This is a genomic window from Priestia megaterium NBRC 15308 = ATCC 14581, assembly GCF_000832985.1.
In the GTDB taxonomy this organism is placed as follows: Bacteria; Bacillota; Bacilli; order Bacillales; family Bacillaceae_H; genus Priestia; species Priestia megaterium.
The window spans coordinates 4746021-4765971 of record NZ_CP009920.1 but is presented as its reverse complement, the minus strand read 5'-3'; the positions used below and the strand labels follow the sequence as shown (position 1 = coordinate 4765971).

The following is a 19951-nucleotide window of genomic DNA, read 5'->3' as shown; positions in this document are numbered from 1 at the left end:
TGTGATTTGTTAAATTAGTATTTATATTAAAAATTATTAAACAATTTAAAAAGATTCAGTTTTTAATAGGTTAGATGAATACGGAGGGAATTATTGTGGCAGAATTAAGAAGTAACATGATCAAAAAAGGATTCGACAGAGCACCGCACCGCAGCCTACTGCGTGCAGCTGGTGTAAAAGAAGAGGATTTCGGCAAACCGTTTATTGCGGTTGTCAATTCATATATTGATATTGTACCAGGTCATGTTCACTTACAAGAGTTTGGTAAAATCGTAAAAGATGCGATTCGCGAAGCTGGTGGCGTACCTTTTGAAATGAACACTATCGGTGTAGATGACGGTATTGCGATGGGACATATCGGTATGCGTTATTCATTACCAAGTCGTGAAATCATTGCTGACTCAGTTGAAACGGTAGTATCTGCTCACTGGTTTGATGGAATGGTATGTATTCCAAACTGTGATAAAATCACGCCTGGGATGTTAATGGCTTCATTACGTCTGAATATTCCGACAGTTTTTGTTAGCGGCGGACCAATGAAGGCTGGCGTAACGAGCGACGGTCGTAAGATTTCTCTTTCTTCAGTATTTGAAGGCGTAGGAGCTCATCAAGCTGGTAAACTTGATGATAAAGGATTACTTGAATTAGAACAATTTGGCTGTCCGACATGCGGATCTTGTTCAGGAATGTTTACAGCGAACTCAATGAACTGCTTAGCTGAAGCGTTAGGACTTGCTTTACCTGGAAATGGTACAATCTTAGCAGTTGCTCCTGAACGGAGAGAATTTGTTAAAAAATCAGCTAAACAGCTTATGGAATTAATTAAATTAGATTTAAAACCACGTGATATCGTAACAGAAAAAGCAATCGATAACGCATTTGCTTTAGACATGGCGTTAGGTGGTTCTACAAATACAGTTCTTCATACGCTAGCTCTTGCGAATGAAGCTGAAATTGAGTACCCATTAGAGCGTATTAATGAAGTAGCGGAACGCGTGCCTCACCTGGCAAAACTCGCTCCGGCTTCGGATGTATTTATTGAGGACTTACATGAAGCAGGAGGCGTATCGGCTGCTTTAAACGAGCTATCTAAAAAAGAAGGAGCTCTTCATTTAGATACGATGACGGTTACTGGAAAAACGCTAGGCGAAAACATTGCCGGCTGCGATGTAAAAGACTATAACGTTATCCATCCAATCGATAAGCCGTTCACCGAAAAAGGCGGACTTGCTGTATTGTTTGGTAACTTAGCTCCAGACGGCGCGATCATTAAAACAGGCGGTGTTCAAGACGGCATTACTCGCCACGAAGGACCAGCAATTGTATTTGAGTCTCAAGACGAGGCGCTGCACGGTATTGCTAATGGAAAAGTAAAAGAAGGACATGTTGTAGTCATCCGCTATGAAGGACCAAAAGGCGGACCGGGAATGCCTGAAATGCTAGCTCCAACTTCTCAAATTATGGGAATGGGACTAGGCGCAAAAGTAGCGCTATTAACGGACGGACGCTTCTCTGGGGCTTCCCGTGGATTATCAATTGGCCACGCGTCTCCAGAAGCTGCTGAAGGCGGACCGCTAGCATTTGTAGAAGATGGCGACCACATCGTGATTGACATTGAGGATCGTTCGATGAACGTTCAAGTTTCTCCAGATGTTTGGGAAGAACGAAAAGCAAACTGGAAAGGCTTTGAGCCGAAAGTGAAAAAAGGCTATCTTGCAAGATATTCTAAACTTGTAACTTCTGCTAGCACAGGCGGAATTATGAAAATCTAATAGTACAAAAAAGGCTCTCTGCTGAGAGCCTTTTTCTTTATTAAAGTAACTGTGCAAAGAAGCATTTTTAACAAGAAAATTCTTTTTTCATGATAACGTGTGGGATACCGTCTTCCATAAAGACATCTGAAACCGTCTTATAGCCTAATTTATGATAAAAAGGTTCAGCCTGAACTTGACCGTGAAGCTTAGCTTGAGTTAATCCTTCTTTTTTCGCTGCTTCTTCTAAGCTGGCCACCACTTCTTTTCCGAGCCCGTATTTTCTAAATTCCTTTAATACGCATATCCGCTCTATTTTGGCGTAATCGTCTACTATGCGGAATCTACCAGAAGCTGCCGGTTCATTGTTATAGTAAATCAACATATGTTTTGCCGTTTTCTCATGTTCATCAAATTCATCTTTTAATGGCACGCCTTGTTCTTCAACAAACACTGTTTTACGTATATGAAATACTTCTTCAAGCTGCTCTTTTGTTGTAATTTGCTTAATTTTCATAGAAAATCCTTCCTTTGCTGCGAATTTATGATTCTTTTTTGTATAATAAAGATATCTGATATAAAAGAGTATAAAGGAAAAACAAAATGTTGTAAACGCAACAAAAAAACAACTAATGAACATATTACACAAATTTGTGTTCATTGCTCAATATTTAAACGACCTCAGCAATAGTAAAATCAACTGAAACATGTTAAAAAGCAAAGAAAAGGGATTATGAAGCGCCATGGCTCTACATAACTTGTAAAAAGAGAAATATTCACAATAGTAGTAGGATGAAAAAGGGGAATGTATCATGCAAATAACCTTAGTGTATAAAGATGAGCAATCGAATAAATTTTGGAAAGTTGAAAGAAGAGACAGCAAGTTAGTCATTCACTTTGGAAAAGTTGATACAGCCGGTCGCATGCAAGTGAAAGAGTTTGTTTCCGCAGAAGCTTGTGAAGCGGAAGCTGAAAAGCTGATTCGTGCAAAATTGAAGAAAGGATATAAACCTTTAACTTGTTCGATGCAAGTAATGAAAGACAGTACGATGTCAGAGGCTCTCTTTTGGGAACTGATAAAAAAGGCGAAGACAAAATTAGATGTCGACGAGCAAATGGAATGGCTCCGCTCCACGCTAGCGAAGCGTTCTGAAAAGGACATTTTTCGCTTTGATCAGCTATTAAATCAGCATTTTGATCAATCCTATACTTCTTCATTGTGGGCAGCAGCTTATATTGTAATGGGCGGTTGTTCAGATGATTGTTTTGATTATTTTAGAGCGTGGCTTTTATATCAGGGAAAAGACATATATTATAAAGCGATTGAATCTCCTGAGACGATGATTTCTGTACTTAAACCACTAGAAGCAGAAGGCTATGCTCCTCAATTAGAAGAATTACTTTCTGTAGCGTGTGAAGCTTACGAAGAAAAGACAGGTTTAGATAACGATTATTATTATGATAAATATGACCAGTTTGATCCAGTGTGGTACGATGAGCAAGATTTGGATCTTGATTGGGATGAAGATGATGAGGATGGTTTACAGATGCGATTCCCTGTGCTTTGGAGCCGCTATTGGAACAATCATCTCGAATATTAAAAAGAGGAGATGAAAACCTTTAAACAGATTTTCATCTCCTCTTTTTTTATTTTGATAGAGTACGTGACGGGGCGGCCGAAGACAGTTTTGTTTTTTTGTTTAGCATACTGTTCATAATCATTCCAATTACGATTATCGTCATACCAGCTAACGCAATCCCTGTTGGCACACGGCCATTTAATAAAAACACTTCGCCAAGCACGGTAAAAATCATGCTGCCTGATTGAGTTGCTTCAACCGCTCCAAGCAAACCTAAATTTTCTTTTGCCAAGTCTGTTGCGTAAAAGAACGTCATCGTAGCAATTACACCTGAACTCATTGCTAAGATAAAGGCTTGAGAAAATTGAGGAGCTGTTGGCATACCAGTTGTATAAAATCCATATATCGCATAGATGATACTTAGCGGTATACTGGCGATAGCCATACCTAAAACACGTTGAAATGTATCTAATTTCCCTTTGCAAACTTCCATCATTTTTCGATTTCCAAGCGGATATAAAAAAGCAGCCATGACGACAGGGAGAAAACCCAACACAAACTGTGAAAGCGTGATGTTTTCAGCTTCTTTAACTTGCATGAGAATCACACCCGCTAAAATAAACGTTGAAATACCAAGCGTTTTGAGTGGAATGCTTCCTCTTACTTTTTTGTTTCCGTCTGCAGTTTGAATAGTTACATAGAAAAGGGGAGAAATGAGCGCACCTGCCAAGATCGTTACTTGCCACGTTCCAGCTATGAGCCATGACGGTCCAAAAAGCGAAGAAAAACTTAATAATGAATAAAATCCAATTCCTGCAAGAGTTCCCCAACCTAACCAAGCGAAAGGATGTTTTTTCATTTCCATCCATAATGGTGTAAACTTCTTTTGTACAAGTACTAAAATGAGTAAAATAGGTAGTGCTAATAAAAAACGAAGAGATGCTGTCCAAGCCCAGCTTGTTCCAGATACATTCATGGCACGATTCACAATAAATGTAGCAGAAAAGAACATGGACGAGAGAAGCCCCCATAAAATTGCTTTCATACTTTTTCCTCCTAATTAATAAAAATACCTAAATATATATTATAGTATACTTAGATATAAAAAAAGTGTACCATAATATACAAAAGAAAGGAAGGTAAAAATGCATTCAGAAGAAATGATGAAAAAGGTAGGCAACGAGCTTAGAAAAATAAGAACACAGCGAGAATTCACACTCGATGAATTAGCAGATAGGACGGGAGTCAGCAAACTCACGTTAGGGAAAATTGAAAGAGGGGAGACTAATCCAACCCTAGGAGTAATGTGGAAAATAACAACAGGTTTAAATATCCCTTTAACTAAATTAGTGTCAGTACAACCTTCAGTGGCTGTATCTAAGTGCGGAGAAGGTTTTTCTCTCAAAGGACCGGACGAAGCGTGGAAAGTAGAATTTATTTTTCAAAATCAAATAGATTCAACTATTGAAATGTACCGAGCCTTTCTTTCTCCTCTCGCTACATACTGTCCTGAACCTCATCATAAAGGATTAATTGAAGTAGCCACGGTAATGGAAGGAAGAATCGAAATGAAAATAGAAGAAGAGCTATACGAGCTAAAACAATTTGACTCTATAAAATTTGAAGGAAGTCATGTACACTCATACAAAAATCTTGAAGAACGTCCAGCTGTTCTGCATTTACTGCTAAAATATGAGGAGTAAAACAGCAGAGCCGCAGTAAAACGAACCATAAAAAATGATTCGTTTTACTGCGGCTCTAATAGCTGTTTATTCATCAGCTTGTTTTGATAGCTAATATATTTTTTTACTCTAATGATAATTAATGAATATTCTTCAATCAAACGGTGGATAGATTGAACCATACACTCTGGATAATGATGTTTTTTCTGTAAATACAATTTATACTTCCGAATTTGCCTTTCGAAATATAAAATAACTTGTTCAGGTGTTTTTACCAGTAACGATTGCATATATTCATTTACTTGCGTTTCAAGAAACGAATAGCGATTCGTGATAAAAAATGTCTTCATCTTATTTTCCTCCCTATAGGTTAGTGGTACAAAAAAGAAACCCTTGTGCTAGGATTTCTTTTTTTGCTTTTTATTTGAATCAGCTGTGCGCAACTTTTAGGCACTGATACTTGAAATCGAAGACTCTCTATATTTTTTTATTTTGCATTTTATATATGTAGGCGTTTCGCTGAAAAGATTTGCTACGTGTGTAATAGCTCCATAATAGGTTTTAGCATCCATCATTTCTTTATTCACAATATAGTCATACAGGGATGATTCAATATCATCAACGAAAGCTAAAATGTGACGCTTTTCGAATAGGAGTTGATAAAGTTCATTAATTAAGTAGGGGCTTTGATCAAATTTGTCTTGAAGCTGCTCTACTCGGTACTTTGTCATAGGCACTTCACACAAGATAATGTATCGTAACTCTTCTAAAAATAATTTATTCATCTTTCTCACATCCCTATTCTGTTAATAATTATATAATAGCACTATGCCTTCATTTTTGGAAGCGTTTTCAACATATTAATTTTAATATTTTTCTCTTCTCATTTCCTTTCGTTTTTTCTTTTCTTACGTGAATTATCTGTATTATAGTTCGTTTTACGTAAAGACTCTAGCTAATTGTTAAACTACCTGACATACTTTTTGAATTTTTTATTATTGATGTCAAAAACTCTTACATACCTAAGCGAAAACACCTTAAAAATAACGGTCTATTAGCCGGAATCGTCTTTAATTGTGATAAAATAAAAAATGGAAAATACATCATATAGGAGAGAGGCTATGGAAAAAGATCATATTTCAGAGCTTAAGATTTTAAAAGACATTGCCGAGATTTTAAATGAAGGCACTAATTTACATACAATGCTTCACGATGCTCTTTTAAAACTGCTGCAAATAACAGATTTACAAACAGGATGGATCTTTTTTATTGATAAAAATGGAAAACATGAGATGATTGCCGCTCAGCATTTGCCGCCAGCTTTATTAAATAAAAGCGCTCAGCCTATGTGTAACGGAAGCTGCTGGTGTGTTGATCGGTATATGGATGGCCGGCTTCAAAAAGCGTCTAATATTATGGAGTGCAAAAGACTTGAAGATTCCGTCATTTATGAGTGGGGAGATACACACGACATTACCCATCACGCAACGGTTCCTTTACAAGCAGGGGATGAACGCTTTGGATTATTAAATGTAGCTGCCCCTCATAAAATTCATTTTGAACAGCGAGAGCTTGATTTATTAGGATCCGTCGCTCTTCAAATTGGCACGGCTATCAAGCGGATTAAGCTGACTCAATCTCAGCAGGAAGTAAAACTTATTGAAGAAAGAAACAGGCTGGCAAAAGACCTTCACGATTCTGTTAATCAGCTGTTGTTTTCAATTAATGTCACAGCCAAAGCCGGAAGCAGCCTAGCGAAAGATGTGCAGTTAAAAGAGACTTTTTCCTTAATCCAAGAAACTGCTCAGCATGCTCAAGTGGAAATGAAAGCTTTAATTTGGCAGCTTCGTCCTCAAGGATTAGAAAACGGCGTTGTCAGTGCGTTAAAAAGCTATGGTCAAATGCTAGGGCTTAACATAGAAGAACAAATTAAAGGAGTGTCCGTTTTGCCTGCTGTGATTGAAGAGACACTGTGGAGAGTCGGACAAGAAGCTTTTAATAATTGCCGAAAGCATGCGGGTACGGCAGAGGTACATTTAAACGTAAATATAAGCAAAGAACAGGTAATTATGAAAATTCAAGATAGCGGCAATGGATTTATATATAGCCCTTCAGCAGAGTTGCCGACGCTTGGGTTAAAAACCATGCAGGAGCGAATAAACAGATTAAATGGGAATCTATCTGTTACAAGCAGTATAGGAAACGGAACGGTTGTGGAAGTATCTATTCCTCTTTCATAACGGAAAGGAGCGCACATGAAAATAAAGATTTTAATCGCAGATGATCACCATGTCGTCCGAAAAGGACTTGTCTTTTTCTTACAAACGCAGCCTGATTTAGAAGTTGTAGGAGAAGCTTCTAACGGAGAGGAAGCTTTAAAGCTAGCGACATCTCTAGAGCCTCATATTGTGTTAATGGATTTATCAATGCCGGTTCTAGATGGAATCGAAGCAACAAAAGAACTAAAAAAACAAGCGCCGCATATACAAGTCATGATTCTAACAAGCTTTTCAGATCAAGATCACGTGATACCGGCATTAGAAGCAGGAGCTTCAGGCTATCAGCTAAAAGAAAGCGATCCAGATGAACTTGTAGCCGCAATTCGAAAGCTAATGAACGGAGAAAATCAGCTTCATCCCAAAGTCACTACGCACTTGCTAACACGGTTAACCAAAAGCAGCGAAAAGAAAGTCAATTTTATTGACCACTTAACGAAACGAGAAAAAGACGTATTAAAAGAAATTGCAAAGGGTAAAAGCAACAAAGAAATTGGTGCTTCCTTACATATTACAGAAAAAACAGTAAAAACACATGTGTCTAATATTTTATCGAAGCTCGGTGTTCAAGACCGCACGCAAGCTGCTCTATATGCTGTGCAGCACGGCATTTCCTAACCTACGACTTTAGTCGTAGGTTTTTCTCTGTGCTTCTCCGTCTATATTGGTAGCTTTCTTTCTACCAATAGCATGACGAAAAAAAGTTCAATCATCCCTATACTATATATATAACCAAACGACAGAGGAGTAGATAAGCATGAACATACTTATTATCAACGGAAGTCCCAGAGAAACAGGCCGAACAACACAAGTGACGAGAGAGATTCACAAAAGCTATCAAAGTTCTTTTTTAGATTTAAGCCAATTATCACTTCCTATCTTCACAGGTGAACCTCATCAGTATGAAACAGAAGAAGTACAAGAGCTGATTAAAAAAATAGAAAAAGGGGATGGTATTTTACTTGCGACGCCCGAGTACCACGGAGCTATGAGCGGAGCGTTAAAAAACGCGTTTGACTTCTTAAACAGTGCGTATTTTGCGCATAAGCCCGTAGCACTTTTAGCAGTATCAGGAGGAGGAAAAGGAGGCATTAATGCTTTAAATAACCTTAGAACCGTTACACGCGCCTTGTATGCGAATGTTCTATCTAAGCAGTTGGTATTAGACCCTGCAGACATCCTGGAAAAAGGGACTTTACGAAAAAACGCAGCTGACGGAATTCATGAATTAGTTAATGAGCTGACTATGTATACACAAGTGTCTAAGCAAATTTTAGAAGCTAAGCAAAATGTTTGATGAAGGCGCTTTATAAGGACCGTCGCTTTCAAGCCGTAGTAGTTGCGAATGTTTTATCTTCTATTGGTTCCGGTATTACGATGCTTGCCATTCCTTTACTGTTAGTTGCATCTCCAGATGGAAATAAACTATTTGGCATGATTATGCTGATGATGACGGTGATTAGCTTTGTGGCTACTCCGTATATAGGTGTTCTTATTGATCGAATGTCACGAAAGAAAATGTTGTTAACCGTAGAATTGATAGGTTTTATCACGGTCATGCTATTTGTGATCGTTGGTTTTATGACAGACTATTCAACCATTCACTACATCATTTTGTACGGAACCGGAAACCTTTACTACACGTTTTTTTATCCAACGATTTTTGCATTAAATCAAGAAGTTTTTTCAAAAGATGCGTTTCAATCATTAAACAGTATTATGGAAATACAAGGCCAGCTATCGAGTATGCTTGCAGGCGCTCTGGCCAGTCTAGTCATTACTCGTTGGTCGCTTCAATGGATTTTAATAGTCGATGCAGCTACGTATATAGCTGCATTCCTTTTTCTATTGAGTATTCCATATAAACAAAGCAGGGAACGAAGCGATAAAAAACACACTGCGATGAAAGAGGGATTAGCATTTATAAAAGAAAATCGCTCGGTATCTATTTTTTTACTGCTTTCTTTTATGCCTTTCGTTGCTGTAATGATGACGAACTATTTGTTTCCTATTTATCTGACTCAAGAATTAAACGCAAGTCCAGCAGCATATGGGATTGAGAGTGCCGTATATGGTTTCGGAGCATTAACCGCAGGGATATTCATCGTATCTATTATGAAAAGAACAGGCACTGAGCTAGCCATTATGCTTAATATAAGCCTCTTTGCACTCGGAATATCTATCATCTTCTTTATGAAGCTTCTGCCCATTTACTTTTCTATTGTATTTTTCCTTGCTTTTGCAAATGCAGGTACAAGAGTAGCTCGAAATACGTTTATGATGCAGAAAATACCGAATACTATCGTGGGAAGAGTGGACAGCTGTTTTCGCTTTATTACGTTAGGAATTCGTATTTTATTGATTTTCTTCTTTACGTACGTTACGACTAATGATCATATAGGACTTGCTTTTTCAGGACTTAGCCTGCTTTTATTATCATCCGCCGGAGCAGGCTGGATACTCTACAAAAGAAAACAGCGAAAACAGTCTGCACTGCTTAAGAGTGTTTTATAATGTCTGTTGCATGTTATAATAGAGGAATTGACAAATAATGTTCAACGTTTATGACGTTGGACATTATTTGTTCTGAATAGAAATTAAACAGCAACAGCATTGACTGTTATGCGATTGGAAGATTGTGAAGCGATGATAAATAAAACATTAAACAAAGAACAATTAAAAGATTCGTACTCAAGCAGAACGTACTATAGAGGACACACGTATTACAAGCAGGGGCGTGTGCTTGATTTGGAATACAACGAACAGACCACTACGTGGACAGCATCCGTTCGAGGTGCGGAAATGTATACCGTAATGGTTGAACAAAAAGGAAATTCTTTTTATTCATTCTGCGATTGTCCTGCTTATCATGAGTTTTCAGAATGCAAACACGAAGTAGCTGTTTTATTAACCATTTGCGATGAGCGCGCAAAGCCGCAGCCAATCAAAACAAAGCCTTTTCGCCAAAGCAAAGAATACGAAAATGTAAATCATTTTATCGACTTATTTTCGAGCTATCAGCAAACCATAAGCGACCATAAGAAATATGCAGATAAAGATCCGTTGAAAGTAGAATTTATTTGTAAGTCTTACTCAGAAGAATTTTTACGTTCAGAAGGAATGTACGTAGCGCTTGAAATGAAAGTGGGCGTCGACCGGACGTATGTAGTAAAAAACATTCAAGAATTTTTAACAGACGCTAAAGAATTCCAAACTCACGAATTTACCAAGCGCTTCGAATATGACCCGGCGGAACATTTTTTTATAGAAGAAGATAAGAAAATCATTGAGCTGCTGATGGATATTATGACAAATGAATCATTTTATAAACATTCTTATTCTATGTATCGTTCGTCTGCAAATAACAGAGAACTAATCATTCCCTCCATCATAGCCAAAGAGTTATTTCAATTGCTCAAAGATCGGAACTTTACATTTATTCATGACGGGCACTCATATGAAAATATTATCTTTGCTGAAAGCTCAGCTCCTTTTTCGTTTCAGTTAAATAAGCACCCGGCAGCTGGATTTGAACTCGACTTTACGGAGCTTCATCAAGCTTCGTTTTTTGATCGATACGGGTGGCTATTTTTAAAGGGGACGTTTTATGAGCTATCTCAAGATCAGCGTATGCTTCTTGAAGGGCTTCGAAAAACGGCGCCTTTGAAGCCAGTCGTACCTATAGCAGAAGAGCAGATGGGAAATTTTTTATCTCACGTCGTTCCAGGACTAAAAAAAGTGGGGAAAGTGGATATCGCAAAAGAAGTATCCCATCAGATTATTGCACCTGAACTAAAAGCAAAAGTATTTATTGACCAGGAAGATGAACAGCTGTTTGTGACGCTTCGGTACCATTATGGAGAGATTTCAATTAATCCATTTTCACCTCAACCTGAAAAGTACGATAAAATCTTAATACGAGATTTAGAAAAAGAAGACCGCGTGATGGATTTAATTGAAACAGCTCCTTTAAACATTTATAAAAACCAGCTGTATTTAAATCAAGATGAATCATCTTTATATGAATTTTTGTTTCATATTGTTCCAAAGCTTGATGAAATAGCGGATGTGTATATTACGGATGAGATGAAAGATTATGCTTATACGGATTTTTCTGCGCCAGTAACAACGGTTGACATCAAAAACAGCAATGGATTATTAGAAATTAATTTTGATTTAGGAGGCATTAATCATCAGACCGTTCAAGATGTTTTAAAATCTGTTTTAGAAAAGAAAAGCTATCATCGTCTAGATAACGGTGCGTTTATTCCTCTTGAAAACGAAGGCTTTGAGCATATTCAAAATCTGTTTCGTGAGCTGAACGTAACCGAGAAAGACTTAAAGGATAACTCATTGCAAGTACCTTTATACAGAGGAATGCAAGTGGAAGAGATTATGAGTGCGGGTGATAAATCAGCGGCTAAGTTCGGCTCAGCATTTAAAAGGTTACTTACACAGCTCAAATCTCCAGAGGAAATGGATTGGGAAGTACCGGAATCCTTGCAGGCATCATTGCGTGATTATCAGTACAATGGGTTTAAGTGGTTTAAATCTCTGGCTCACTACTCTTTAGGAGGCGTTCTGGCTGATGATATGGGGCTTGGAAAAACGCTTCAAAGCATTGCCTATATCCTATCTGAAAAAGAGCTTGATGAAGATAGCAGTGCCTTTTTAATTGTTGTGCCGGCTTCCTTGATTTATAACTGGCGCAACGAATTGGAGAAATTTGCACCGAATTTAACGGTTCAAACCATTACAGGAACGCCGAGCGAGCGTGAGGAGAAGCTAAAAAGCACAGCTGACGTATGGATTACATCTTACCCAACACTGCGTCAAGATATCGATTTGTATCAGCATCTTCATTTTCATGCTTTAATTCTAGATGAGGCTCAAAGTATTAAAAATCATACAACGAAAACGGCAGTAGCTGTTAGGACTATTTCAGCTGAAAAACGTTTTGCGCTGAGCGGTACGCCTATTGAAAACTCACTTGATGAGCTTTGGTCAATTTTCCAGACCATTCTTCCGGGTTTATTTCCAGGGCTTCGCAAGTTTAAGAACATGTCATCGGAGCAGGTCAGTCGAATTGTAAGACCATTTTTACTGCGACGAGTAAAAAAGGATGTATTAAAAGAACTGCCTGATAAAATTGAAACAACTCATTTATCTGAGCTCACTAAAGAACAAAAAGAGTTATATGTAGGCTATTTAGAACAGTTAAAATCATCTTTAGCCGGTGAAGATTTTAATAAAAACCGAATGAAGATCTTGGCGGGATTAACACGACTGCGCCAGATTTGCTGTCATCCATCCCTATTCGTTGAAAATTACGAAGGGTATTCAAGCAAATTAGAGCAGCTGCTTGAGATTACAAGAAATGCGGTTGCCAACGGAAAACGTTTGTTAATCTTTTCTCAGTTTACAAGCATGCTTCACATTATTCGAGAAGAGCTTCAAAAAGAAAACCTTTCGTACTTTTACTTAGACGGTCAAACGCCATCAAAAGAACGAGTGGAAATGGCGGATCGATTTAATAATGGAGAACAAGACATTTTCTTAATCTCGTTAAAAGCCGGAGGCACGGGCTTAAATTTAACGGGAGCAGATACAGTTATTTTATATGACTTATGGTGGAACCCAGCGATTGAAGAACAAGCGGCAGGCCGTGCACACCGCATTGGGCAAAAAAATGTTGTGCAGGTCATCAAGCTTATTTCTCAAGGGACTATCGAAGAAAAAATTTACGGCTTGCAACAAAAGAAAAAAGAACTCATCGAACAGGTTATTCAGCCGGGAGAAACAATGCTTTCTAGTTTGGCAGAAGAAGAACTTCGAGAACTGCTTAGTATGTAGCAAAGGGTGTGTAAGGAATGAAAAAATGGGCGTTTGTATCAGATTTTGATGGAACAATTTCAAAAAAAGATTTTTATTGGATTGTGATTGAAAAGTATTTTCCAGAAGGTGAAGAACTTTTCCACCGATGGAAAGCAGGAGAAATGAAAGATATTGATTTTTTATCTACTGTTTTTCAATCCATTCACCAAGAAGAACCGAAAATTTTAGAAGACGTAGCGAATATTCCAGTTGATGAATACGTGCCCGCTTTTATTAAAGCTGTTCAGAAAAACGGCGGAGATTTTTATATTTTAAGCGCTGGAACAACGTACTATATTAAACCGATTTTAGATAAATACGGTGTTGAAAAAGTGGAAGTTTATTCAAATGAAGGATATTTCCATCAAAACAACGTTCACTTGCGTCTAGACCCTGCTCACAGATGGCATTCAGAACGCTACGGCATCGATAAATCATCTGTTATTCAAGAACTAAAAGAGACATACGAAACGATTTATTTTGCTGGAGACAGCGAGCCGGATTCGCATCCAGCAAAATATGCAGACGTCACATTTGCAAAAGATTCTTTGCAAGATTTACTGCGCGGACAAAACGTTCCGTTTGTTCCGATTGAAACATTTAAAGATATTGAGCAATATTTGATGAAACATAATGTAATAAAAAAGGCATAAAAACAGCGGTATTATTTGATTACTTCAAATAATACCGCTGTTCCTATTCCGCCTCCGCTTCCTAAAGCCGCTATGACATATCGCATGTCACGGCGCTTGCTTTCATAAAAAAGACGCGTAGCTAAAATAGCTCCTGATGCTCCGTATGGGTGTCCTAGAGTCAATGCTCCTCCGCGAATATTCACTTTCTCTTCTCGTATTCCCAGTTCTTGCATGCAAGAGACAACTTTAACAGCAAATGCTTCATTGATTTCAAATAAGTCAATATCATCTACCGTAAGAGAATTTCGCTTCAAGATATTTTTAATCGCAGAAACTGGTGCAATAGCAGGGTAAAGAGGTGACACTCCTGAAATATCAGCGTCAATAAAACGCAAAACGGGCTGAAAGCCTAAGGACCGTGCTTTTTGCTCTTCTATCACAAGTGTAATGCAGGCTCCGTCGTTAATTCCACAGCTGTTTGCTGCAGTGACGGTGCCTTCTTTTTTTAAAAAGACGGGGCTGGCTTTTTGCAGCAGCTTTGTTAGGTTTCGTTTTTTCATAAATGCTTCATCGTGCATCACGTTTGGAAGAGGAAGCGTTTCTTCTTCAAACAACCTTTTTTCAAAAGCCTCCCAGCTTCTTTCATGACTTAAAAGAGCATATCTGTCCTGCTGATCTTTAGATATATTGTATCGCTGAGCTACGTTTTCTGCTGCGATCCCCATGTCAGGGTCACCAATTTTATCAGGAGAAAAACGTGCTCTTTTTTCAAAAGGAGAAGTACTTGTACTTTCAACGCCTCCAGCTAAATAACACGTTCCAGCGCCTGCTTTTATTAAATAGCTCGCCATTCGAATCGCTTCTAAGCCAGCTCCGCACTGACGATCAATGGTCATTCCCGGGATAGAAAAAGGGAGGTCTGCTTCTAAAGCGGATAGCCTAGCTGCGTTTCCTCCTGGACCTACAACATTCCCTAAAATAATGTCATCAATTTCATGTTCAATTCCAGCGCTAAGGTGTTTTAATAAAGGGGCCGTTAGCTCTTGAACATGAAAACCTTTCAGTATACCGTTTTCTTTTCCAATGACCGTACGCTTCGCTTTCACAATTACTGCTTGATACATAGTCATCACTTCCTTACATAGAAGCTGTATTGGAACGACCAGTTACGGTTACTACTTTTCGGACTTTTGTAATTAAATAAGCTGCTATGATTGCTTTTATGCAGTCACCTGGAATATAGACTAAACTTAATTGAAGAGATTTCCAGAACGGTATGTGAAGTAGCATCGCTTGTACAGGAATGCCAAAAGCGTAAACTAGCAAAATTCCAAACAGGACATTTGTTATGAATACCTTTGTAAACGCAAGGGTTTTCAACTTTGATAGTGTCCATCCTATAAAGAAAGCTGCAAATATATAGCTGATTAAATAGCCAGCGCTTGGACTAAAAAATACGCTCATACCACCGCGCCCTCCAGAAAGTAAAGGGACTCCTACAGCTACTAAACATAAAAAAATAAATTGGCTTAATGCGCCTAACCTAGCCCCAAGAATACCTCCTGCCAGCATAACCCCCATCGTTTGAAGAGTAATAGGAACGGGAGTAAATGATAGAAAAATAGGAGGAACAAGCCCTAGCGCTCCCATTACAGCCGTAAATAATGCAACGTACGTCATATCTTTTGTTTTCATCGTAAACCTCCGTTGTGTATGATAAAACATGACTATCTTATCTTATTAAACTTAAATTAGTCAACTTTATTTTTATATAAGTTTACATTTTTCTTTTCTCAAATCTACATTTACGGTACACTAAAAGTAAAATAAAAAGGGAGTTTACGCAGTAATGAAGCGAATTGAAGAACTAATTTTTAATCAGTGCCAACAAACGCCTGATGGACTGGCACTATCGGATTCTATTAATAAGCTAAGCTACAGTCAAATGTGGGATTGTGTATGCAAAGCCGAAAAACAGCTGCAAGAAAAAGGGATGGAAAAAGGAGAGCTCGTTGCGTTAAGCATGCCAAACAATGTAGAAGCTATTGTGTCATTTTTAGCGATTTTAAAAGCCGGTGGAATTGTAATGCTTTTACATAATGAGTTAACAGAGGCTGAAGTGGATACTTATTTTTCTATTCAATCCCCGAATTGGCTATGGAAAACATCTTCTTTAACTAGAATAAGAGAAGAGAAAACGATGCTGCCCTTACGGCAAGTAAATGAACTATCCGATCTATTTTTATTTGGATTTACCTCTGGGTCAACAGGGAGACCAAAAGGGTTTGTAAAATCGCATTATTCTTGGTCTTCATCCTTTCAAGAATGGTCGGATATATTTTCTTTAGAGCAACATGACAAAGTGCTTGTTCCTTTACATATCTCGTATTCCGCCCAGCTTTACCCGGTTTTGCATGCGCTTTGCAGCGGCATGCACGCTATCATGCTAGAAGTGTTTACACCTTCAGCTGTTTTTAACAAGGAAGCTAGCTGTATGTCCATTACACCCGCATTAATTTCTCCGTTACTTCGTTATGTACAAAGCAGACCAAATGAAAAACGACTTTTACCAAAGACCGTGATTTCAGTAGGCAATAAATTATCACCTTCCGTTCGAAAGAAATTTTCACGAGCGTTTCCTGTTGCCTCTCTTTATGAATATTACGGATCTTCTGAAATGGGATTTGTTACGGTGCTTTCACCACATACAGCTGAAACGATGCCTCATACAGTAGGCTATCCTGTTGACAGCGTAGACGTTTTAATCCTGAACGAGCGTGGAAAAGAAGTTGAAAAAGGAGATAAAGGAACACTATTTGTGAAAACAACTCAAGCATTTGAAGGGTTTGTTAAGGACAGCGAAGAAACGAACCGCTCGTTTTTTAACGGATATGTTACATCGCACGATATTGCGGTTCAGCTTCAAAACGGAAGCATTACCATCGTAGGGAGAGATAAAAATGTAATTAAAAGCAGCGGAAGCTTAGTATATGCTGAAGAAATTGAAGAGCTGCTTTTACAAATACCGGGCGTTAGCGAAGCAGCCGTTTTTAGCGTAGTAGATGCTGAACGTTCAGAAGTAGTAGGTGCAGCAATTGTTTTAGAGAACATTTCTCTTTCTGAAGTAAGACAAGCGCTGACAAAACAAGTATCTGCTTATAAAATCCCGCGCGTATGGAGAGTTTTAACGTCCTTTCCACGAATGAAAAATGGTAAAATTGATAAAGCAACGATATACAGCTACTTTACAGAGAAAGAAGGGAAGACATATGATCTCATTTGAACCCGTTACAGCTGACACGATGTATATTGTATCAGAGATTATCAATTCAAACGAAGCATACAATGCGTTGGAAAACGGCAAGAAAGAGCGGAGTGAAGAAGAGCTTTTTAAAGAATATATGAATGAAAAAACGGACAGTTATTTTATAAAAGCCGACGATACATACGTAGGGGTTATTGATTACATGAAACAAAATCCTAACGATGATCATCCGTGGATTGGAGCTTTTATTATTCATAGCGCCTATCACAATTTCAGTTTCGGAACGCAGGCGTATCTAGCGTTTGAAGAGAAACTAAAAGAAGAGGGGCTTTCCGTTCTACGTCTTGGGGTTCTGTCTCAAAATCCTAGAGCTAAGCTGTTTTGGGAGCGCCTTGGTTTTACACAGTATGCCACTAAGCCGCTGCACCATAATCGAGTTAACTGCTTGGAAAAAGAGTTGTAAAGAAAATCCGTGAGTTTATCTACGGATTTTCTTTACTGGGCATTAAATGGTCGAAAGAAAAAAATATAGTAACCACTTTATTATTATCAGAGCCTTATGCGCCTGTTGAAGACAACGTAAGCCTTCTATTCGAAGCAACTTGAAGTAACCGAACTGATTGTCATAGAAATTTATGTCTTCAATGCGTTCGTTGCCTATGAAATTGTAACAATTCCTTATATATAAGTAACTTTAGCTGTTTAGTATATGAATAAAAAGTGCACTTTTTATTCATATACTTTGCTAATGCACTTGAAAAGAACGTTGAGAAATCAAGGAGATATAAAAAGCTGAGTAAAAAAGAAACAAGGCCTGATCTAGCTCCCAAGATGGTTCTTTTTTGCCGTGTGTTCTAAAGAGGTATTATGTAAACTATACTTGTATATGGTATACAGCTTAAAAAACAGAAAAAGCTGCTGGGCTCAACAGCAGCTTTTTCTGTTTCTTGAAAGGTAGTTGTAAAGTGATGATCCAATCCATCATGAGTAGTTTGCTTAACATAGTCAGTAACTATACATAACAAAAAAGAAAGTCTACTGGGGATCTCAGTAGACTTTCTTTTAGTTCATTTATAAAACTCCGAAGTTAATTTTACTTCTTGTTATAAGAATATGTACGTTTGTTCTCTTTATAACCTGTACCTTTATATAAAACCAGTGGAAAAAGTGGTTCTTTCATTGGCTTTATACGGGGTGTATTTATTTAATGCATTTTAGAGCATCGTAGATAGTTTACGCACATTCATTTTGTATTATAAGTACTGGTTTTTAACTACTTCTGATCTTCATATACTATAGAACTCGGAAAAGCTAATCTTCTTTTGGGACTAAACCTTCAAAAGTAGAGGGAAAACACCCTGACTATATTTTAAATAGTCAGGGTGTTTTCGTTTTGGTAATCCTTATTGAAAACAGAAAAAAACTACTGGCTCATCAGGGACCAATAGCTTTTTTCGTGACGCAATTAGAAGTTAGTCGTGATGATTTTATACATCTTGAGTAGTTTGTTTAAGAAATAAAATTTTATTCTCAATAGGCAAGTTACTTAAGGGAAAATAAAAGCATATGATGTATATCGAGTAATTTTCGTCTCACACCTAGAATCCCTTTAACTTTATTTTTCACCTTCATAATTTACAGAGTTTAAAAAAGAAAAACAATCTGTCTTCGAAGACGGATTGTTTTTTCTTTTAAAGAGAGATGGCTTATCGAAGTGGCATTCCTAGAGCCTTCTCTAATACTATTCAAAACCTTTTCAGATAATGAATTCCAATAAAATCCATTATATTAGCTGAACATATATGATATACATCTAAAAAAATAGAAAAACTCCCAGGCGGTAGGGAGTTTCCCTGTTTTTTAACAACTGCAAATCCGTTAGAGAGGGTAACTGATCTACTGGGATTCAATGGGATGGTTCATTCATTCTATGTAAAGTAATCTAAAGGGTTTATATATATCTACAAAAATCCTATTATTTTTACCAGTGCAGAGTATGGGCGAGCAATTTCACTTTTTATACATATCTTAAAAGTATTAAGTATGTAGGGGGTGGAAATATGGGCTTCGGAGGTTACGGTGGCTGTGGTTACGGCTATGGCGGAGGCGGCTGTGGTGGCGGCTTTGCCTTAATCATTGTACTATTCATTTTATTAATCATTATTGGCGCTTCTTGTTTTGGCGGCGGTTTTGGTGGTGGTTGCTAATAATTAAAGTTCATTTTTATTTTGATTATTATTTAGCCTTATTTCCCATTTTTAAAAGTTAGCTTTATGCTAGCTTTTTTATACATAGCCATAGCCCATAAGGTACATTGTATTAACTAAACAATTTATACCATATGCAGTTTTAAAAAAGAAAAACCAACCTTTAGGACTCAAAGATTGGTTTTTCTTTTTTCGTAAGGGCGGAGAATGATATTTAGGGTTTGTTTACCCACTCTTAGACATTCGTCAATATATTAGGTTAATAGCCATTCAAAATGATTCCTTAACATTCACGAACAAATACAGAAACACCAAATACACCTAATCTTTCACTAAATACTTGTTCAAATCCGTTATCAAGTAAGCACCTTACTGCCATTCTATAACTGTCACCTGTTTGTAATAACCGTTGACATGGTCTAGCGTTTCCAATAATAGTTGCTTCTACAATTGTACGTGGAACTCGTATAACTAAAGGATTGCGCTGCCAAAGGATAGTTACAATGTCAGGAGGCTGAGGGATAGATACATCACCAGTACCGGTATAATTACTTTTACTAAAATCACTCATGCTAATCACCTCCTTTCTTCTCTGTATTAGATGAAAATAAAAGGGGTTGCTTGTACAAATTTTTAAATACCTCTGTATAGAAAATACATTCTAAAAAAGGTATTTATTGG

The 19951-nt window shown here is 37.7% G+C and carries 19 protein-coding genes; 12 read left to right on the top strand and 7 right to left on the bottom strand.

Features of this window, described 5'->3' with window-relative positions; genetic code table 11:
• Positions 1–95: 95 nt before the first annotated feature.
• Positions 96–1772: a dihydroxy-acid dehydratase gene (gene ilvD / locus BG04_RS24415; protein ID WP_013057207.1), complete on the top strand. Its 1677-nt coding sequence runs from the start codon at positions 96–98 to the stop codon at positions 1770–1772.
• A 67-nt stretch (positions 1773–1839) separates the two neighbouring features.
• Here ilvD and BG04_RS24410 read toward each other — a convergent pair whose 3' ends face one another.
• Positions 1840–2268 (bottom strand): GNAT family N-acetyltransferase, encoded by a 429-nt coding sequence (locus BG04_RS24410; protein ID WP_034651700.1) that lies wholly within the window; start codon positions 2266–2268, stop codon positions 1840–1842.
• A 295-nt stretch (positions 2269–2563) separates the two neighbouring features.
• On the opposite strand from BG04_RS24410, the gene BG04_RS24405 reads away from it, so the two are divergent.
• Positions 2564–3352 carry a DUF4240 domain-containing protein gene (locus BG04_RS24405; RefSeq protein WP_016764279.1) on the top strand — a complete coding sequence of 263 codons (789 nt, stop codon included), beginning with the start codon at positions 2564–2566 and terminating at the stop codon, positions 3350–3352.
• Positions 3353–3398: 46 nt separating this feature from the next.
• Here the strand turns inward: BG04_RS24405 and BG04_RS24400 are convergent, their stop codons facing one another.
• Positions 3399–4376 (bottom strand): DMT family transporter, encoded by a 978-nt coding sequence (locus BG04_RS24400; protein ID WP_034651702.1) that lies wholly within the window; start codon positions 4374–4376, stop codon positions 3399–3401.
• A gap of 100 nt (positions 4377–4476) precedes the next feature.
• Between BG04_RS24400 and BG04_RS24395 the strand changes: the two genes are divergently transcribed.
• Positions 4477–5034: a helix-turn-helix domain-containing protein gene (locus BG04_RS24395; RefSeq protein WP_016764277.1), complete on the top strand. Its 558-nt coding sequence runs from the start codon at positions 4477–4479 to the stop codon at positions 5032–5034.
• Positions 5035–5078: 44 nt separating this feature from the next.
• Here the strand turns inward: BG04_RS24395 and BG04_RS24390 are convergent, their stop codons facing one another.
• Positions 5079–5363, bottom strand: a complete 285-nt coding sequence (locus tag BG04_RS24390; protein WP_013083325.1) for a hypothetical protein — start codon at positions 5361–5363, stop codon at positions 5079–5081.
• Between the two features lie 96 nt (positions 5364–5459).
• Positions 5460–5798 carry a hypothetical protein gene (locus tag BG04_RS24385; RefSeq protein WP_013083324.1) on the bottom strand — a complete coding sequence of 113 codons (339 nt, stop codon included), beginning with the start codon at positions 5796–5798 and terminating at the stop codon, positions 5460–5462.
• A 336-nt stretch (positions 5799–6134) separates the two neighbouring features.
• Between BG04_RS24385 and BG04_RS24380 the strand changes: the two genes are divergently transcribed.
• From BG04_RS24380 to BG04_RS24355, 6 genes are all read left to right on the top strand, one after another.
• Positions 6135–7253, top strand: coding sequence for a GAF domain-containing sensor histidine kinase (locus BG04_RS24380; protein ID WP_034651707.1), 1119 nt, complete (start codon positions 6135–6137; stop codon positions 7251–7253).
• A gap of 15 nt (positions 7254–7268) precedes the next feature.
• Positions 7269–7907 carry a response regulator gene (locus BG04_RS24375; RefSeq protein WP_016764274.1) on the top strand — a complete coding sequence of 213 codons (639 nt, stop codon included), beginning with the start codon at positions 7269–7271 and terminating at the stop codon, positions 7905–7907.
• A gap of 139 nt (positions 7908–8046) precedes the next feature.
• The gene (locus BG04_RS24370) at positions 8047–8586 is read left to right on the top strand and encodes an NADPH-dependent FMN reductase (protein WP_034651709.1); all 540 of its coding nucleotides are present in this window, start codon (positions 8047–8049) and stop codon (positions 8584–8586) included.
• Entirely contained in the window at positions 8586–9803 is a 1218-nt protein-coding gene (locus tag BG04_RS24365) for an MFS transporter (RefSeq protein ID WP_034651712.1), read from the top strand. The genes BG04_RS24370 and BG04_RS24365 overlap by 1 nt, the downstream gene beginning before the upstream one ends.
• Before the next feature lie 132 nt (positions 9804–9935).
• Positions 9936–13142 (top strand): DEAD/DEAH box helicase, encoded by a 3207-nt coding sequence (locus BG04_RS24360; protein WP_034651715.1) that lies wholly within the window; start codon positions 9936–9938, stop codon positions 13140–13142.
• Between the two features lie 17 nt (positions 13143–13159).
• On the top strand, positions 13160–13816 hold the full coding sequence (locus BG04_RS24355; protein ID WP_034651718.1) for an MtnX-like HAD-IB family phosphatase: 657 nt from the start codon (positions 13160–13162) through the stop codon (positions 13814–13816).
• A gap of 11 nt (positions 13817–13827) precedes the next feature.
• Here the strand turns inward: BG04_RS24355 and BG04_RS24350 are convergent, their stop codons facing one another.
• Positions 13828–14922 carry an acetyl-CoA C-acyltransferase gene (locus tag BG04_RS24350; protein ID WP_172556178.1) on the bottom strand — a complete coding sequence of 365 codons (1095 nt, stop codon included), beginning with the start codon at positions 14920–14922 and terminating at the stop codon, positions 13828–13830.
• 13 nt (positions 14923–14935) lie between these two features.
• A complete protein-coding gene (locus BG04_RS24345; RefSeq protein ID WP_016764268.1) occupies positions 14936–15493 on the bottom strand; it encodes a biotin transporter BioY in 558 nt (185 codons plus the stop codon).
• 154 nt (positions 15494–15647) lie between these two features.
• Here BG04_RS24345 and BG04_RS24340 point away from each other — a divergent pair, with 154 nt between their 5' ends.
• The 3 genes from BG04_RS24340 to BG04_RS24330 all read left to right on the top strand — a co-directional run bounded on the left by BG04_RS24340 (position 15648) and on the right by BG04_RS24330 (position 19270).
• A complete protein-coding gene (locus BG04_RS24340; RefSeq protein WP_034651724.1) occupies positions 15648–17081 on the top strand; it encodes a class I adenylate-forming enzyme family protein in 1434 nt (477 codons plus the stop codon).
• The gene (locus BG04_RS24335; protein ID WP_034651726.1) at positions 17068–17526 is read left to right on the top strand and encodes a GNAT family N-acetyltransferase; all 459 of its coding nucleotides are present in this window, start codon (positions 17068–17070) and stop codon (positions 17524–17526) included. The genes BG04_RS24340 and BG04_RS24335 overlap by 14 nt, the downstream gene beginning before the upstream one ends.
• A gap of 1597 nt (positions 17527–19123) precedes the next feature.
• On the top strand, positions 19124–19270 hold the full coding sequence (locus BG04_RS24330; protein WP_034651729.1) for a YjcZ family sporulation protein: 147 nt from the start codon (positions 19124–19126) through the stop codon (positions 19268–19270).
• 283 nt (positions 19271–19553) lie between these two features.
• Here the strand turns inward: BG04_RS24330 and BG04_RS24325 are convergent, their stop codons facing one another.
• Entirely contained in the window at positions 19554–19841 is a 288-nt protein-coding gene (locus BG04_RS24325) for a hypothetical protein (RefSeq protein ID WP_034651732.1), read from the bottom strand.
• Positions 19842–19951 lie beyond the last annotated feature (110 nt).

What these genes read in the sequence shown, in the direction of transcription:
- BG04_RS24410 (WP_034651700.1), bottom strand. Translation starts at nt 2,268, where the DNA reads ATGAAAATTAAGCAAATTACAACAAAAGAGCAGCTTGAAGAAGTATTT.
- BG04_RS24405 (WP_016764279.1), top strand. Translation starts at nt 2,564, where the DNA reads ATGCAAATAACCTTAGTGTATAAAGATGAGCAATCGAATAAATTTTGG.
- BG04_RS24400 (WP_034651702.1), bottom strand. Translation starts at nt 4,376, where the DNA reads ATGAAAGCAATTTTATGGGGGCTTCTCTCGTCCATGTTCTTTTCTGCT.
- BG04_RS24395 (WP_016764277.1), top strand. Translation starts at nt 4,477, where the DNA reads ATGCATTCAGAAGAAATGATGAAAAAGGTAGGCAACGAGCTTAGAAAA.
- BG04_RS24390 (WP_013083325.1), bottom strand. Translation starts at nt 5,363, where the DNA reads ATGAAGACATTTTTTATCACGAATCGCTATTCGTTTCTTGAAACGCAA.
- BG04_RS24385 (WP_013083324.1), bottom strand. Translation starts at nt 5,798, where the DNA reads ATGAATAAATTATTTTTAGAAGAGTTACGATACATTATCTTGTGTGAA.
- BG04_RS24380 (WP_034651707.1), top strand. Translation starts at nt 6,135, where the DNA reads ATGGAAAAAGATCATATTTCAGAGCTTAAGATTTTAAAAGACATTGCC.
- BG04_RS24375 (WP_016764274.1), top strand. Translation starts at nt 7,269, where the DNA reads ATGAAAATAAAGATTTTAATCGCAGATGATCACCATGTCGTCCGAAAA.
- BG04_RS24370 (WP_034651709.1), top strand. Translation starts at nt 8,047, where the DNA reads ATGAACATACTTATTATCAACGGAAGTCCCAGAGAAACAGGCCGAACA.
- BG04_RS24365 (WP_034651712.1), top strand. Translation starts at nt 8,586, where the DNA reads ATGAAGGCGCTTTATAAGGACCGTCGCTTTCAAGCCGTAGTAGTTGCG.
- BG04_RS24360 (WP_034651715.1), top strand. Translation starts at nt 9,936, where the DNA reads ATGATAAATAAAACATTAAACAAAGAACAATTAAAAGATTCGTACTCA.
- BG04_RS24355 (WP_034651718.1), top strand. Translation starts at nt 13,160, where the DNA reads ATGAAAAAATGGGCGTTTGTATCAGATTTTGATGGAACAATTTCAAAA.
- BG04_RS24350 (WP_172556178.1), bottom strand. Translation starts at nt 14,922, where the DNA reads ATGTATCAAGCAGTAATTGTGAAAGCGAAGCGTACGGTCATTGGAAAA.
- BG04_RS24345 (WP_016764268.1), bottom strand. Translation starts at nt 15,493, where the DNA reads ATGAAAACAAAAGATATGACGTACGTTGCATTATTTACGGCTGTAATG.
- BG04_RS24340 (WP_034651724.1), top strand. Translation starts at nt 15,648, where the DNA reads ATGAAGCGAATTGAAGAACTAATTTTTAATCAGTGCCAACAAACGCCT.
- BG04_RS24335 (WP_034651726.1), top strand. Translation starts at nt 17,068, where the DNA reads ATGATCTCATTTGAACCCGTTACAGCTGACACGATGTATATTGTATCA.
- BG04_RS24330 (WP_034651729.1), top strand. Translation starts at nt 19,124, where the DNA reads ATGGGCTTCGGAGGTTACGGTGGCTGTGGTTACGGCTATGGCGGAGGC.
- BG04_RS24325 (WP_034651732.1), bottom strand. Translation starts at nt 19,841, where the DNA reads ATGAGTGATTTTAGTAAAAGTAATTATACCGGTACTGGTGATGTATCT.